The 15,427-nt window shown below is 60.7% G+C and carries 13 protein-coding genes; 4 read left to right on the forward strand and 9 right to left on the reverse strand.

The window, feature by feature from the left end:
- Positions 1-132: 132 nt before the first annotated feature.
- The 3 genes from CFU_RS11495 to CFU_RS11505 form a co-directional block, all read right to left on the reverse strand.
- Positions 133-423 carry a Flp family type IVb pilin gene (locus tag CFU_RS11495; RefSeq protein WP_041741812.1) on the reverse strand — a complete coding sequence of 97 codons (291 nt, stop codon included), beginning with the start codon at positions 421-423 and terminating at the stop codon, positions 133-135.
- 180 nt (positions 424-603) lie between these two features.
- Entirely contained in the window at positions 604-927 is a 324-nt protein-coding gene (locus CFU_RS11500) for a MerR family transcriptional regulator (protein ID WP_238531295.1), read from the reverse strand.
- 1,017 nt (positions 928-1,944) lie between these two features.
- Entirely contained in the window at positions 1,945-7,677 is a 5,733-nt protein-coding gene (locus CFU_RS11505) for a putative Ig domain-containing protein (RefSeq protein ID WP_050808565.1), read from the reverse strand.
- Between the two features lie 620 nt (positions 7,678-8,297).
- Between CFU_RS11505 and CFU_RS11510 the strand changes: the two genes are divergently transcribed.
- The 4 genes from CFU_RS11510 (at position 8,298) to CFU_RS11525 (ending at position 10,541) form a co-directional block, all read left to right on the forward strand.
- Positions 8,298-8,831: a phage tail protein gene (locus CFU_RS11510; protein WP_041741813.1), complete on the forward strand. Its 534-nt coding sequence runs from the start codon at positions 8,298-8,300 to the stop codon at positions 8,829-8,831.
- Positions 8,832-8,864: 33 nt separating this feature from the next.
- On the forward strand, positions 8,865-9,398 hold the full coding sequence (locus tag CFU_RS11515; RefSeq protein WP_014006212.1) for a phage tail protein: 534 nt from the start codon (positions 8,865-8,867) through the stop codon (positions 9,396-9,398).
- Between the two features lie 68 nt (positions 9,399-9,466).
- Positions 9,467-10,000, forward strand: coding sequence for a phage tail protein (locus tag CFU_RS11520; protein ID WP_014006213.1), 534 nt, complete (start codon positions 9,467-9,469; stop codon positions 9,998-10,000).
- Positions 9,978-10,541, forward strand: coding sequence for a GNAT family N-acetyltransferase (locus tag CFU_RS11525; protein ID WP_041741815.1), 564 nt, complete (start codon positions 9,978-9,980; stop codon positions 10,539-10,541). Before CFU_RS11520 ends, CFU_RS11525 begins: the two co-directional genes overlap by 23 nt.
- Positions 10,542-10,553: 12 nt before the next feature.
- Here CFU_RS11525 and CFU_RS11530 read toward each other — a convergent pair whose 3' ends face one another.
- From CFU_RS11530 to CFU_RS11555, 6 genes are all read right to left on the reverse strand, one after another.
- Positions 10,554-10,844, reverse strand: a complete 291-nt coding sequence (locus CFU_RS11530) for a DUF6916 family protein (RefSeq protein ID WP_014006215.1) — start codon at positions 10,842-10,844, stop codon at positions 10,554-10,556.
- A 133-nt stretch (positions 10,845-10,977) separates the two neighbouring features.
- Positions 10,978-11,931, reverse strand: a complete 954-nt coding sequence (locus CFU_RS11535) for a cupin-like domain-containing protein (protein WP_041741817.1) — start codon at positions 11,929-11,931, stop codon at positions 10,978-10,980.
- Positions 11,932-11,950: 19 nt separating this feature from the next.
- A complete protein-coding gene (locus tag CFU_RS11540; protein ID WP_014006217.1) occupies positions 11,951-12,253 on the reverse strand; it encodes a hypothetical protein in 303 nt (100 codons plus the stop codon).
- A 2-nt stretch (positions 12,254-12,255) separates the two neighbouring features.
- The gene (locus CFU_RS11545) at positions 12,256-12,582 is read right to left on the reverse strand and encodes a YbjQ family protein (RefSeq protein ID WP_014006218.1); all 327 of its coding nucleotides are present in this window, start codon (positions 12,580-12,582) and stop codon (positions 12,256-12,258) included.
- 76 nt (positions 12,583-12,658) lie between these two features.
- Positions 12,659-13,684 (reverse strand): NADP-dependent oxidoreductase, encoded by a 1,026-nt coding sequence (locus CFU_RS11550; RefSeq protein WP_041741819.1) that lies wholly within the window; start codon positions 13,682-13,684, stop codon positions 12,659-12,661.
- A gap of 250 nt (positions 13,685-13,934) precedes the next feature.
- Positions 13,935-15,425: an efflux transporter outer membrane subunit gene (locus CFU_RS11555; protein WP_041741820.1), complete on the reverse strand. Its 1,491-nt coding sequence runs from the start codon at positions 15,423-15,425 to the stop codon at positions 13,935-13,937.
- Positions 15,426-15,427: the final 2 nt, after the last annotated feature.

The following is a 15,427-nucleotide window of genomic DNA, read 5'->3' on the forward strand; positions in this document are numbered from 1 at the left end:
TTTCTGATGAAAGTATTTTTCTGCTCGCAGCGGAAATTCCCGGCCGCGAAAAGCCCCGCCAAACGAAGCGTGCTAGTTGATATTCAAGGAATTTCTCCAGCCTGCGGCGACGCAGGCTGGAGCGCAGATCGATCAGCGGTTGTCGGTGCCGTAATCTTTCATGGTGCGTTGGGTAGCTGCCTTCTTGGTAGCATCTTTTGCCGCCGTACCAGCCGCGGTGATTTCTGTCGAACCATCATTGCCGGACAGTTCATTTGCCATGCCCGCTACCTGGTGGCGAATGACGCCGCCAAAAGCAGCAAACACGCCGATGCTGACAACCGCAATCAGCGCCACGATGATGATGTATTCCGACATGCCTTGGCCGCGTTGGAGCAATGCGGTTTTGATGCGACGGGATGAAGCGTTTAATAAAGTTGCCATTTGAATCTCCTGAGGCTGGTGGTGGTGGGACAATTCCCTGTTGCTAAAACTGAGTACGTTCAATTTTTAGTCTATCCAGCTACCGTGTTTTCTATGTCTTCGCGAAACACTGTCGCAGCCTATCCCGCGCCATCGTCAACAACGATGGCGTGCCTGAATCATTCGAATGATTTTTTTGTTTTACTTCACCGATGCAGCGGCGCGAGAATCGAACAATGCAATGCGCTCGGAGAGCCGGCGCCGGCGTTCGGTCAGCACGTCGATCAGACCATCCAGTTCGTGAAGTTTCTCTATATGCGGCGCCAGGTCCGCGGCGCCTTGTTTTGGATCAAAATTTTCGCTTCCGGAAGACTGCAAGAAAGTGCCAATCTGCCGCGTGCTGAAACCGCATTCAATCAGGTCCTTGATCTGCCTGACGATCTCCACTGTCTGCAGCGGGTAATCGCGGTAACCATTAGCCAGACGCTGCGACAGAATCAGTCCTTGCGACTCGTAGTAACGCAAAATACGTGCGCTTACTTTTGCTCGATTTGCTATTTCTCCTATTCGCATTTCGCCTTTGCCTTGTTAACAAATAAGCGGTCCGGATGGCGGTGCAAACAAGGTAAAGAGATGACAGATATTTTTGTGCCAGCTTTTCATAACGTATTGCGATCCGTCCGAATTGCCTGATCCGATTAATAAAACGTTCTACTAACTGCGGTCTTTTACACAGGTGAAGATATGCTACCAACCTTGTCACGAGGCGCCTGGAAACTACTGACGATACGCCGCGCAAGCGCTCGTCTCCTTGATTTGATGCAAGACATGTGCCATTCGAAGCGAATGTAAATACGTGTCTTTTATTGTCAAACAATGTTGAAGTAAGGTAACTATAGAACATTGACACTAATGAGAACGTCAAGAAAAAAATCACTTCATTCCATACAAGTGAGCAGTAATTCGTTGTTTAGTTGCAGCAATATTTTTGTTTAGTGGCAATGATGTTTTGTTTAGTCGAAACAAAAATTGTCATCCATATTTCCCAGTGGCGAGGCCGATGTGCTGTCATTTTCGTCTCCACAATACAATCGACTGCGAGCAGCCTTTCATTCGGAAAAGAAATGTTGAGGACAATATGTTTATGGTTTAAAAAGTTGAAAAATTAAGATTTAGGATGTATCTCAAATCGTCAGAAAATGCTTGCGGCGCGTGTCCCCAAGTTGCTGCTGCGGATTTGGAAAAATTATTTTGATTTGAAAAAAAACGTAGCGATGCCACCATTGTGGATTTGGCTCGCCACATGCGATGTCAAGGTTTAGTAAGGTTTGAGTTAGCTGAATATCGTCATTACAGCTTCCGTTCGGATCGGGCGGCATGCATTAATCCGCTGCATTCGGCAGATGCGCCGCACTATTGTAGAACCGCCTTGGAAATCCCGAGATATTGTGTGCCGTTGCAGTGCAGCCATGATTGCCGTTTTTATAAAAAAAAAAGCCCGGGCAGCAAGCGCGGCCCGGGCGTATCTGATGCAGGAGCAGATCAGTTAAGCGGCAGTTCCAGGCCGAACATGATCGACTGGCTGCGGCCGTTGCCGACATTCAGATTGCTGCTGTAGTCGATCGTAAACATCACGCCATTGCGCATCACCAGCTTGGCGCCGAAGCCTGCGCTCCAGTTGCCGGTGTCCTGGCTGGTGGTATGGACGATATAGGCCGGCCCTGCCGCCGCCAGATCGGCGTAGGCCAGGCTGGCGTCGTCCTGTCCCTGGAACTGATGGCGGAATTCCAGCCGCGCGCGCGGTCCCCATGTGCCCAAACTCGTCACATACTGACCTTCCGCGCGCACACCCAGGCTGCCGCTGCTGGTGCGCACGGTCTGCTTGAAGTAAGTCAACGCATTGAGGCCGCTGGCGGTCTCTGTGTACTGGTCAAGCGTGGCCGACATCAGTTCTACCCGCCCATACGGCGACCACATCCAGTTTTGCTGGCGGAACTCGATGCCGCTGACGATGGCGCCGAACACCTGGTCGCCGTGCCGCAAGCCGGTGGCATAACCGCCGCCGTCGGTGATGTAACGCGTGGCGTTGAAATTCAGCGTACCGTAACCGAGGACACCGTCGATGAACACATTCTTGGTCGGACGCAAACTGCCGTACATGGCCGCCACCACGCTTTCCGCCGTGCTCTTGGTGCCGTTGTCGCCGACATCGCTGCTGTCGCGGCTAAAACCTGCGCCAAGGCCGATGCTGGCGAAATCGTTGATCCGGTAGTCGCCGCCGGCGCTGACGCCGTTAGTGGTGAAGCGGAATCCGGTCTGGCGGCCATTCACGTTGTGCTGGCCGAAATCGACCGCGCCGCCCATCCATAATGACAAGGGCTGCTTCGGATTGTCTTGGCGGGTCGGCATTTCCGGCAGGCCGGCGACTGTCGACTGCGTATCGTTGGCGGCCAGCACCGGTCCATTACCGCTGCCGTTGCCGCCCGCGGCTCCGGCCCTCTGCGCAGCCGCCGATTGCAATGGCCAGCCGACCTTGCGCATGTTCGGCTGCAACGGCGAGCCCAGCATGCGATCGACATCGCTGTTCTGCCACTGTGCGGCGTTGCTGCCCGGGCGGTCGGTTGTCGGCGGTGCAAAGCTCAGGCCGAATCCCGAGCTGCCCCAGCCGTCGCCGTGCAAACTTTCCAGGCGGCGGGTGAAGTTCGAGATCTGCGCGGTGGCGAAGCGCCTGGCGCTGTCGGCCTGCGCCGCCAGCAAACCGATCACTTCAGGATCGGTCGACATGTCGCGGCGCGGCGTCACGGTGATATTGACGCTGCCTGGCGCGGAAGTCGCAAAGGTGTTGCTCAGCGTGTAGCTGACCGCAACCGATCCGGCAAAGGTGCTGGCCGCGGTGAAGCTCATCTGGTACGCCGGCTTGCCGGCCGTGCCGACATCGCGGATCGCTGCGCTGCCCGCCGCTGCCGGCGATACTGTAACCACGCTGGCGGCCGTGAACGGACCGCCGCTGGCGCCGGCCATCAGGTCGACATTCACCGTGGCGCCGGCGCTGACGGTGGCGCTATGGGCGCCGGCTACCGGCATCGGATTGACGCTGATGGTTGCCATCACCGGCGCCGAGACCCCGAAGGCATTCGCCAGCGTGTAGCTGAAGCGGATATCGCCGCTGCTGCCTATCACCGAGGTATACAAGATATCGGTGCCGTTGACGACCGCAGTCCCGGCGCTCGGCGGACTGACAACCGCGGCTACGGTAAACGGACCGCCGCTGGCGCCGTTGGCGCCATGCACGGTGACCGCCTGGCCGGCCAGGACGGTGGCCGTTTGCGGCACGGCTACCGGCACTGCCAGCGGTGTCACGGCCACGGTCACGCTGGCCGGGGCCGAAGTGCCGCCTGGCCCGGTTGCGGTATAGCTAAGGCTATCGCTGCCGAAATAATTGCCGGCCGGCGTATAGACCACATTCAAGCCGCTGACGACGGCGCTGCCGTGTGCAGGTGCGGTGCTGATCGCAATGCTGGTGATCGGCCCGCTGTCGTTGGCCGTGACATTCACGGTTACCGGCTGGTTGGCTGTGGTAGCAGCGCTGTCGTTGACTGCAACCGGCTGCGCCTGCCCTACGCCAAGCGTCAATGCCTGTTGCCCGTTGAAATTCTGCGCATCCGTCGCGCGCACCGTGAAGCCAAAACTGCCTGCGGCGGTTGGCGTTCCGCTCAGCAGACCGGTTGTGGCATTCAAAGTCAGCCCGGCCGGCAAGCTGCCTGCAGCTATCGTAAAGGCATACGGCGCGATGCCGCCGCTGGCCGCGAATTGCTGGCTGTATGCGATGTTGACCTTGGCCGCGGCCATTACCCCTGGCGTCACGCTGATGGTCGGCGCGCCAACATTCAAGGTGTAGCTGACGGTAGCACTGAACGGCGCACCGACGCCGCTGCTGCTGTCGCTGGCGCGGATGCTGACAGTAAAGCTGCCGCTCTGGTTGGTAGTGCCGGACAACACACCAGTGGCCGAGTTGAGCGTCAAGCCGGTTGGCAAGGCGCCGCCGGTCATGGCAAAACTGTATGGTGCTGTACCGCCGGCGGCCGTCAGCGTGGCGGTATAGGCGGCCTCCGCGGTCGGATTGGGCAAGGTCGCTGGATTCAAGGTCACCGCCGCGGCGGCGATCGCCAGGCTATAAGCCTGGCTGCCGCTGAAGCTGTTCGCATCCAGCGCTCTTACCGTGAAACTGAAAGTGCCGGCAGCACTCGGTGTCCCGCTTAAAGCGCCGGTCGAGGCGTTCAGCGTGACACCGGCCGGCAACGCACCGCTGGTCAGGCTATAGGCATAGGGCGCGGCGCCGCCGCTGGCGCTGATTGTCGCGCTATAACCGAGCGCCACCGTGCCGCCGGCAATACTGCTCGGCGCCAGGCTGATGCTCGGCGCCGCCACCGCCAGCGTGTAGCTGCTCTGCACGCTGAATGGCGCACCGGCGCCGGTGCTGCTGTCGGTAGCGCGCACCGTGATCGGGAAGCTGCCGGCTTGTACAGTAGTGCCGGACAATACGCCGGTGCCGGGATTTAGCGTGATGCCGCTCGGCAGGGTGCCGGAAGTCAAGGCATAGCTATAGGACGCGGTGCCGCCGGCGGCGCTGAACGTCACGCTGTACGGCGCGGCAACGGCTGCCGCCGGCAGCGAAGCCGGCGTCAGCGTCAGGGTCGGCACGCCGACCGCGACGGTGTAGGCGCGGGTCCCGGCAAAACCGTTGGCGTCGCTGGCGCGCACCGTGAAGTTGAAACTGCCGGCCGCGGTCGGCGTCCCCGACAGCGCCCCGCTGCTGCCATTCAGCGATACGCCAGTCGGCAAGGCGCCGGCCGAGATGATATAAGAGTAGGCGCCGATGCCGCCGCTGGCGCTGATCGAAGCTGAGTACGATGCGGCGATTGCGCCGCCCGGCAAGCTGGCCGGCGTCAGGCTGATGGTCGGCGCGCTGATCGCCAGCGTATAGCCGATAGCGATCGAGAATGGCGCGCCGGCGCCGGTCGACTGATCGGTAGCCGTGACGGTAACCGGGAAGTTGCCGCTCTGGGTTGGCGTGCCAGACAGCGTGGCGGTAGCCGCATTCCAGCTCAAGCCTGTCGGCAGGCTGCCTGACAGCACATAAGTGTATGGTGCAACGCCGCCGCTCGCGGAGAATGTCTGGCTGAATGGCGCGCCGTAGACCGGCGTCAGCGTCGGGCCGGCTGGCGTCAAGGTCATGGTCGGCGCTGCTACCGTCAGCGTAAAGGCCTGGGATTTTGTGAAAGGCCCGGTGCCGGTGCTGCTGTCGGTCGCCGCTGCCGTGACCGAGAAACTGCCGGCGACCGTGGGCGTACCGGAAATCGTCACGCTGCTGGCGCCGCTCCCGGTCACCGTCAATCCTGCCGGCAGGCCGCTCACGCTATAACCCGAATAAGGCGCGCTGCCGCCGCTCCAGGTCAGGGTCTGGCTATAGCTGATGCCGTCGACCGCTGACCACGATGCGGACGGCGTAATCACCAGCGTCGGCGCGCTCACCGTCACCGAGACGGTCGCCGGGCTCGAGGTACCGGCGCCGTTGGTTGCGGTATAGGTGAACGCATCGCTGCCGGCATAACCTGCTGTCGGCGTATAGGTGATGCTGGTGCCGCTGGCAGTGGCCGTGCCGTGCGTTGCAGCCGATGCGACCGCCACTGAAGTCGACACGCCGCCGCTCAGGTTGAGCGTGATTGCATTGGCCGAACTGCCATAGGCAACTATGGCACTGACCGCACCGGCAACCGGCAGGCCGGGAGCGACAGTCACCGAGTAGGCGCGCGATCCGGTGTAGGGACCGGCGCCGGTAGAACTATCGGTAGCCGTGACCGTGAAATTGAACGGGCCAGCTGCGGTCGGGGTACCGGTCAGCGCACCGGTGGCTGACAATGACAAACCAGGCGGCAAGGCGCCGGCGCTGATGCTGTAGGCATAGGAGGAAGTCCCGCCGCTTGCGGTCACGTTCTGACTGACGCTGGCGCCGACAGTCATGGCGGCCAGAGTGGTTGGACTGAGCGTGATGGTCGGCGCATTGACCGTGAATGAATACGCCCGCGCGCTGTTATACGGACCAGTCCCGGTTGAACTGTCTGTAGCCCGAACGGTGAAATTGAAAGTACCGCCAGCGGTTGGCGTGCCTGACAGCACACCGGCAGACGACACCGACATGCCAGCTGGCAAGGCGCCTGCCGTGAGCGCATAAGTGTAGGGAGCGGTGCCGCCGCTGGTAGTGAAATTCAAGCTGCCATAGGCGGCGGCTACCAAAGCCGGCGGCACGGTGGTCGGCAAGATGTTCATCGTTGGCGGACTGATGACGAGGCTATAGGCGAGCGAACCGGAAAAACTGTTCTGGTCGGTAGCCCTGACCGTGAAGTTGAACGTGCCGCCGGCAGTCGGCGTGCCTGACAAGGTGCCGGTGCTGGACAATGACATTCCGGCCGGCAGCGCGCCGGCGGTGATTGCGAATGTATAAGGTAATGTTCCCCCGCTGCCTGTTAACGGGCCGCCGATATATGCCGCACCCACGGTACCGGCAGGTAATGTCGATGGAGTGACGACGATGACCGGCGTCGCGTTGATCACGATTGTCATGTTCTGGGCTTGGGAAAATGGACCAGTGCCGGTAGTGCTGTCAGTGTACTTGACGGAAAAAGTAGAGCTGCCGACTGCTGTCGGAGTTCCGGAAATCAAGCCGCTGGACGACATGCTCAGGCCCGGCGGCAGGGTTCCCAACCCGACCTGCACCGAATAACTGTATGGCGCCGTGCCGCCGCTGGTGCCGAGCTGCTGGCTGTACGGCAGCGATACCGTGCCGGCGGGCGGACTGCTCGGCGACAATGCCATTACCGGCACGGCAACGACCATCGAGTAGGTTTTAGTGGTGGCCAGCGCAGTCGGCGTAGTCGAATCGTGCACCCCGACGGTAAAGGTGAATGGGCCAGCCGCGGTTGGCGTGCCCGTGATCGCACCCGCAGACGACAAGCTCAGCCCCGCCGGCAGGCTGCCGGAAGAAAGCGAATAGACATAAGGTGCAACACCGCCCGAGGAACTCAAGGTCTGGCTGTAGCTGTTACCGATCAAAGGTGTTGGCAGGCCGGCGGGGGTTACCGTGATGGGCGAAGCCGCCGGCAGGATCGTAACCGTAAATACAAGCGGATGGTTCAGCTCGTCTTGGATGGTGAATGTATCAGATAGGGCGCCATCGCCATTGTTGACATAGGTTACGATACCAGTGCCGTTTCCCACGGCTGGATCTACATCCGGAATACTACCGTGCAGAGGCAAAACCGAGATTCCAGTGAAGCCAAATGTCGAACAGCTCGACAGGTCCGTGCTAGCCGAGCCACCCGACGCAACGGTCATGGTCTGAGTCGGCGCACAAGGAGCCGCATACACCAAGTTTGCCCAACCAAAAATCACTGAGAACAACAAACCAAACATGATCCGGACTACAGGCCCGAGACCGTAAGTCCTGGCCTCATGCTGTCCGGATGTCTTCCCCGATGCGTTTGATGCTGAAGTTGTCGCAGGCAATGACAGAACGCAAGTGCCGGCACGACCGTGTGGGCGTAGCAACATAAAAGCTCCCTGATATTTTTTTTGGATTCGAACCGTCGTTATGAGCGATTCGATATTGTTTTAATAGATATTCGAGGAAAGAGCTGATAGCAGTCAGGAGATGCTCTGGAAGCCATTGACGCTTGCCTTCTGGCAACGTATGCTACCCCTAATTATAAAAACAGCAAACAATGAATTTTGCTTTAAAGCAAATTTAAATTGCCTGTTGCGGGAACAACACAAAGCAAGCAATCCCGCGCTTATCGCCAGCCACTGTCAGTGCATTACCAATCTTGGGAGAGATATCGATGGCTGAATACTATGTTGGACAAATCATGCTGAGCGGTTTCAATTTTGCACCGCGCGGTTTTGCTGCCTGCAATGGGCAGCTCATGCCGATCAGCCAGAACCAGGCGCTGTTCTCGCTGCTTGGGACCATGTATGGCGGCAACGGGCAAACCACCTTCGCCTTGCCAAATTTGCAAGGAAGCACACCGGTCCATGCGGGCTCCTCGGCTGACCCTAACTGGCAACCGGCGCCGTATATACAGGGACAATTGGCAGGCGTTGAAAACGTCACCCTGCAGCCGGGGCAACTTCCCGTGCATAACCATCTGGCGAACGCCACCGCTACAGCCGGGTCGATCAAGAATCCTACCAACACGCTGTACGGCGGCAGCGGCACGGAAGCGCTGTACGGCCAGGCCGCCGGCCCTCAGGTAACGCTGGCTCTGCAAACCGTCGCCTCCGCCGGCGGCAACGGTGTGCACAACAACATGCAGCCGTTCCGGGTCCTGAATTTCAGCATTGCCCTCTCTGGCGTTTTTCCGCCTCGCAACTAGCCACATCCCCGTCACCTTTAAGGGAATATAGCCATGACCACACCATTTGTAGGTGAGATCCGCCTGCTCGCCTTTCAACGTACCCCGAGCGGCTGGTTTGCCTGCGACGGCAGCCAGCAGTCGATTTCGGAATATGAAGTCCTGTATACATTGCTGGGAACCACCTTCGGCGGCGACGGCGTCACCACCTTCGGCTTGCCCGACATGCGCGGCCAGGTGCCGCTCCACCAAGGAACCGGCAACGGCCTGTCGCCTCGGGTAATCGGCCAGCAAGGCGGCAGTGAAAGCGTCACTCTGATATCCGGCAGCATGCCGGCCCACACCCATTCGTTTGCTGCCACCACCGCCCTGGCCAACGCCACGACGCCGGCAGCCACCCTTGAACTGGCCGCCGCCGCAGGCAACGACAAGACGTATACCAGCAGCCTGGCCGGACTCAATCCGTTTGCCATGTCGCCGGCGTCCACTTCGACGGCCGGCAACACCCTGCCGCACGAGAACACCATGCCGACGCTGACCGTATCGTTTTGCATTGCCTGGGCCGGGGTTTTTCCGTCGCAGTCGTAATATAGCCAAAAGCGCAGCCAGGGCGCCTGTCGCCTGACACCGCCAACAGATGAGATGAGGAGAACACCGTGACCACACCATTCCTGGGTGAAATCCAGATTTTCGGCTTCAACTTCGCGCCTGCAGGCTGGGCCCAATGCAACGGCGCCACACTGCCGATCCAGCAATATAGCGCCTTGTTTTCCCTGCTTGGAACCAACTATGGCGGCAATGGCACGACTACTTTCCAGCTGCCGAACTTTGCCGGACGCGCGGCATGCAGCCAAGGGCAAGGCCCGGGACTGACTCCGCGCACCGTCGGCGAAACTTTCGGCACCAATCAAGTTAGCCTGGGGCTCGGCGAAATGCCTGGCCACTCCCATGCCGTCAACGTTTATCACCAGACCAATGCGACGCTGCAGGCTAACGTTCCGGACAATGGTTATGGTTTGACCGGGCCGGCCAATACTTCGCCGTTTGTACCGACGCCAACAGCAAACACGACTTTTGCGCCGACCGTCATCGGCACCGCCGGCGGCAGCCAGCCGCACGAAAACCGCCAGCCGCTGCTGCCTTTGAATTTCTGCATTGCGTTGCAAGGTGTATTCCCCGCCTTCGACTGATCCCGGACTTGCTGCGCTGCCGGCCTTCCCGGCCGGCGCAGTTCCGGAAACACCAGCGGTGCTGCGCCAGCGCGGCGTCGTCCTGCGCCCTTGCACAACCGCGGATATCGCATTCCTGCGCGACCTGTACCGCCAGCTGCGCGCCGAAGAACTGGCGCCGCTGCCATGGCCGCAAGCGCAAAAGAATATTTTTCTCGACAGCCAGTTCGCGCTGCAGCACCGCCATTACCTGAACCATTACCCGGACGCGGATTTCTGCCTGGTTGAATCGGCAGCGCAGCCGATAGGACGCCTGTACCTGTGGCGGCAAACGCCGCAGCACCTGGTCATCGATATCAGCCTGTTGCCGCAGTGGCGCAATGGCGGCATCGGCACTGCCCTGATTCACGGCGCCCAGCAACTGGCGCAGAGGGATGAAGCAGATTTGAATTTGCACGTCGACCAGCGCAACGGCGCTGCCCGGCGTCTCTATGAACGGCTTGGATTTACTGCGACGGAGGAGGACGGCCCATATACCGGCATGCGCTGGCAGGCGGCATAAGACCGCGGAAAGCTAGTTGAATACCGCCTGATACAGAAAACCTTCCTGGTCGCGCGCCACCGGCACCAGGAAAATACCTACTTCACCGATGGCTTCATGTTTCATCTGGAAGATTTTCTGGGTGAACAAAATAGGCGAACCATTCCGGAACAACAGACTGAACGGCGCCCGCAGCATGCCCGCCAGGGTAGGCGCCGCCAACGGTTTCACTTCGACCAGCACGAAAGGCGCATTGCCGTCGCCCACGGAATAAAAAGTCTCATTAACGCGCGCGGCAAAATGTTCCAGCGTGAGGATATCCATAATTCCGTTGAGTATGCAGTGTTGATCGGGCGACAGTCATTCTAATGGAATTCAGCGCTGTCCCGGCATCCGTTTATTGTCCGGACAGACAGGAGGGGCCAGACAATTTCCCTCGGCGGCATCGCTCCGCCTCCTACGCCAGATGCTTGTGGCAGATGCAATGCCCCCAGCGGTACAGATGCATGTTGTGCAGCAGGTCCTTGGTCGCGGTCGGCACGCCGCTCAACAGGATTTCCTTCGCGGTCAGGCCGAATACCGCCAGGCTGATCGACGGCGCCAGCGACACTACCGCGTGCCAGGTCCGTTTCGGTATGAACAAGGCGTCGCCCTGCTCTACCCGTGCATACAGCCCTTTGGCCTGCTCCAGGTCGCGCAGCTGTTCCGGGTGCTCATCGAAACGTGCAATGTTGATCGAACTCAGGGTGGCGCCCCAGTCGTATTTTTTCGACGGCCGCATGAACGCCTCTTCCGACGGCTGGAACATGACAAATTCCTTGACCCCGCGCGCCTGGCAAAACCAGTTGTTGGGCACGTCGCGGTGCAGTCCCGTATGCGTATTGGCAGGCCCCATGAACACCGATTCCCAGGTCCAGCGCCAGCCCGGCCACAAGCTGCGGATGTCGAAATCGCTGCGCAGCTGCGGGAAATCTTCCAGGATGCTCCATTGCGCCAGGTAATTCTGGTGCGGCGTAAACGATTGCATGTGCGCCCAGTTAAGATGGAACTGCTCGCCTGGCTGCAATTGCAGGCGTCGCCGGTTCGGCAGCAGGCCCGCCTCGTCGCTGACCGGCTCAGTCGCCAGCGCGGCAAGCTCGCGCAGGTACGGCGCTATCGGCAGCAGCGGCCGTTCCTGGGTTTCGCCTTGCTCCACCAGCCCATTCTGGAATTTCCGGGCCGGTTCCGAACCGTCTTTATTGCGCAACTGCGCCATCTTTTCAAAAGACCAGTTTTCCTGCGCCGGCCAGTTGCGCAGCGCGCCCTTCACCAGCAAGGGTCCGGTCCTTTCCCCGAAGCCGCCCTCTTGCGCCAGTTGCAACGCGTCGATTTCATCCACCAGCGTGAATGCCGGACCTAATATCTGTGTCATATCCTGATTGCCTGCGATGTCAAGGGAGCCGGTTGTCGTTTTCACTGATGGGAACATAACGCCGTTCACCGCTGTCCGGGCTGTACCAGACGCTCATCACGCGGCCCGATTCCGGATCGACAAAACGCTCTCCGGTTTCCTGCCAGGGGCCGTCGTCCGCTTTCGGCGTGTGCGAATAACGCCAGCGTTCCAGCAAGACCGCCGCCACCAGCAGCAGGCCCCAGAGGGTGAACGGCCACGCGCCGTCGGCGCCGGCAATGGTGCAGACCAGGCCGGCCAGCACCAGCAGCACCGCAAAACCAAGCAGCAGCAGGCGCAACATGATTAAGGCGCAACCGGCTCAACCACGACTGCCGTGCCATATGCCACGATCTCGCTCATGGTCTGCCCCATTTCCGAGGAATCGAAACGCATCATCACCACCGCGTTGCCGCCCATGCTATGAGCGTTCTTGACCATGCGGTCAACTGCATGGCGGCGCGCTTCCTCGAGCAATTGCGTATATTCGGTGATTTCACCGCCCACTATCGAGCGCAGCCCAGCCATGATGTTGCCCGCCAGGCCGCGGCTGCGCACCACCAGCCCGAATACCTGGCCTTTGACTTCCTTGACCCGGTAACCCGAGATGTTTTCCGTAGTAACTACAAGCATGTTGGCCCCTTAGACATTGCCCTGATCCAATTGTAATTCAGTGCGGCTGCTTCACGGAAATTTCTCGGTTGCCGTCTTAAACCCGGACCAGCAGCTTGCCGGTATTCTTTCCTTCGAACAGGCTGTTGAGCGCTTCCGGCAACTGCTCGAAACCGTCGACATAGGTTTCCTGGAAAACAATCTGGCCGCTTTTCACCCACGGCGCCACGATCGCCAGCATTTCATCCATGCGATGGGCGAAGTCGCGCGCCAGGATGCCTTGGATGGTCGCCCGCTGGAACAGCATATGCTGCAGGAAACGCGGCCCAAGGTCGGGCGTATCCAGGCCGCCGTCGTACTGGCTGATGGCGCCGCAGATGATGATGCGCGCGCGCCGCTTGATCAGCGGGATGACGGCGTCGGTAATCGGGCCGCCGACATTGTCAAAATAGATATCGACGCCGCCGGTGGCAGCCTGGATCGCAGCGCTCAGCGCCGCTGGCGTGGTATGCGCACGATAGTCGACGGCGCCGTCAAGCTCCAGCGTCTCGGTAAGGAATTTGCATTTTTCAGGCCCGCCGGCAATGCCGATCACGCGGCAGCCGGCGCGTTTGCCGAACTGCGCCACCAGCGAGCCGACCGCGCCGGCAGCGCCGGACACCAGCAAGGTATCGCCTGGACGCGGACGCCCGGCCTCGGTCAAGCCGAACCAGGCAGTCCGGCCCGGCATGCCAAGCACGCCCAGCGCCGTGGAAACCGGCGCCGCACCTGGATCCAGCTTGGTCAGTTCGCTCTGATGGCAACGCGCATAAAGCTGCCAGCCGCTGTACGCCGACACCCAATCGCCCGCCTGGAACAGCGGACTGGCAGAAGCCACCACCTCGCCCACCACGCCGGCGCGCTGGACGATGCCGAGCGGATGCGGCACGTCGTAGGTATTGCGCTCATGCTGCTGGATGCGGATATAGGGATCGACGCTGACGATCCTGGCGCGCAGGATCACTTCATTGGCCGAGAGATTGCCGTCCAGCTCGGTTTTACGCAGCTCGTAATGCTCGTTGCCGACGCGCCCGTCGGGACGCTTGACGTAAAACCATTGCTGGTTCTGGTAGGTGGTTTGCATGTTCGGAGCCTGATTGCTTTTGGCCTGACAGTGTAGCCAAATTGCGGCAACTGCGCCGGCTGGGCCAGAAATCCGGGATTCCGGCGCTGTTATGCGGACGGCAACACGCGCGACCAAGGGAAAGCGGCATGGTGCCGTTCCTCGAACCGGCATCTCAGCCAAAGGCGTTGTCCTCAATGGCGTCAGGTTGCAGCCTTCCTACTACGGCATGCGAGATGGAAAATACCGGCAGGTCAACTACTCCTACTGATCAGGGCTGATCGGACGCTACAGTATTCCACCAGCCGCCGCCCAAGGCTTGCAGCAATGCCGCGGTGTCGGCATATCGCGCTGCTTGCGCGACAGTGCGATCCAGCGCGGTTTGCAGCCCCTGGCGTTGCGCATCCAGCAAACTGAGATGGCTGACGCCGCCCGCCTGGTACTGGCGCGAGGTGATCGCCAGGCTGCCTTGGGCATTCTCCGCGGCTTGCGCCCTCGCCTGCAAAACCTTGGCGTCATTCTCCAATGCGCGCAAGCTGTCCGCCACCTGCTGCAAGGCCTGCAATACGGTCTGCTGATAACTCGCCGCCGCCGCGTCGTAGGCAGCAACGGCGGCACGTTTCTTGGCGCGCAGCTCGCCGCCATGGAACAGCGGCTGCATCAGATTGAGGCCGATGTTCCAGACGTTGAGGCTGTCGGCCAGGTCGGCGATCCGGCCTTGCTCCGTTCCCACGCTGCCGGACAAGGTGAGCTGCGGATAAAGATTGGCGCTGGCCACGCCCACCTGGGCGCTGGCCTGGTGCAGCGTTGCTTCGGCCGCACGGATATCGGGCCGCTGGCGCGCCAGCGCCGAAGGCAGGCTCAGCGGCAACCTGTCCGGCAACGTCAGGCTGTCCAGGTCCAGCGGCGGCATGTCGGCCTGCGCCGGCGCCTTCCCGAGGTAGACAGCCAGCTGATGACTGGTTTGCGCTTGCTGCTGCAGCAGCGCCGGCAGCGCCGCTTCGCTCTGCGCCACCAGCGTACGCTGGTTCTTGAGGTCGCGTTCGGCGATGCCGCCGGCGGCCAGGCGCTGTTCCATGATGCCGAGCTGCTGGCGCTGCAGTTGCAGCATCTGTCCTGTGCTGGCGATTTGTGCATGCAGTGAAGCATGGCGGATAGCCGCAGTGACCACATTGCCGGCCAGCGTCAGCCGCGCCGCCTGCAATTCGGCGGCCTGGTTGTCCACCTGCGCCTGCAAACCTTCCAGCATGCGCGTATCGGCGCCAAAAACGTCGACCGTATAGGAAACGTCGAGAGACGCGTTATACAGTGTAAACGGTCCTGCCTGCGGCACATTGGGAATGCCGAGCGCAGCGGTATCGATCTGTTGGCGCACTCCGCCCACCTGCAGGTCGACCTGGGGATAACGGGTAGCGCCGATCTGGCCGCCCAGGTTTTCGCTGGCCTGGCGCAAGGCAGCTTTTGCCTGGACTATCGAAGGGCTGTTGGCCAGCGCCTCGCGCACCAGCGCGTCCAGTTGCGGCGAATGGAACAAGGTCCACCACTGCGCCGGGATGTCCATGCCGGGGTCGAAATGCTGGGCGCCGCCGCCGGCTCCCGCGCTGGAGACGGTCGCCAGCGGTTGCACACCCGCCGTGTATTGCGGCACGACAGGCGCCGGCGGCGCCTGGAAATCGGGACCGGCGGCACAGGCCGCCAGCAAACCGGCCATGCCCAGGCACGACAAGGATTTGCGGAACGGATAACTCATGATTGGTTTCATCC

Origin of the sequence: Collimonas fungivorans Ter331 (assembly GCF_000221045.1) — a bacterium.
GTDB classification, from domain to species: Bacteria; Pseudomonadota; Gammaproteobacteria; order Burkholderiales; family Burkholderiaceae_D; genus Collimonas; species Collimonas fungivorans_A.

What these genes read in the sequence shown, in the direction of transcription:
- CFU_RS11495 (WP_041741812.1), bottom strand. Translation starts at nt 423, where the DNA reads ATGGCAACTTTATTAAACGCTTCATCCCGTCGCATCAAAACCGCATTG.
- CFU_RS11510 (WP_041741813.1), top strand. Translation starts at nt 8,298, where the DNA reads ATGGCTGAATACTATGTTGGACAAATCATGCTGAGCGGTTTCAATTTT.
- CFU_RS11515 (WP_014006212.1), top strand. Translation starts at nt 8,865, where the DNA reads ATGACCACACCATTTGTAGGTGAGATCCGCCTGCTCGCCTTTCAACGT.
- CFU_RS11530 (WP_014006215.1), bottom strand. Translation starts at nt 10,844, where the DNA reads ATGGATATCCTCACGCTGGAACATTTTGCCGCGCGCGTTAATGAGACT.
- CFU_RS11535 (WP_041741817.1), bottom strand. Translation starts at nt 11,931, where the DNA reads ATGACACAGATATTAGGTCCGGCATTCACGCTGGTGGATGAAATCGAC.
- CFU_RS11540 (WP_014006217.1), bottom strand. Translation starts at nt 12,253, where the DNA reads ATGTTGCGCCTGCTGCTGCTTGGTTTTGCGGTGCTGCTGGTGCTGGCC.
- CFU_RS11545 (WP_014006218.1), bottom strand. Translation starts at nt 12,582, where the DNA reads ATGCTTGTAGTTACTACGGAAAACATCTCGGGTTACCGGGTCAAGGAA.
- CFU_RS11550 (WP_041741819.1), bottom strand. Translation starts at nt 13,684, where the DNA reads ATGCAAACCACCTACCAGAACCAGCAATGGTTTTACGTCAAGCGTCCC.
- CFU_RS11555 (WP_041741820.1), bottom strand. Translation starts at nt 15,425, where the DNA reads ATGAAACCAATCATGAGTTATCCGTTCCGCAAATCCTTGTCGTGCCTG.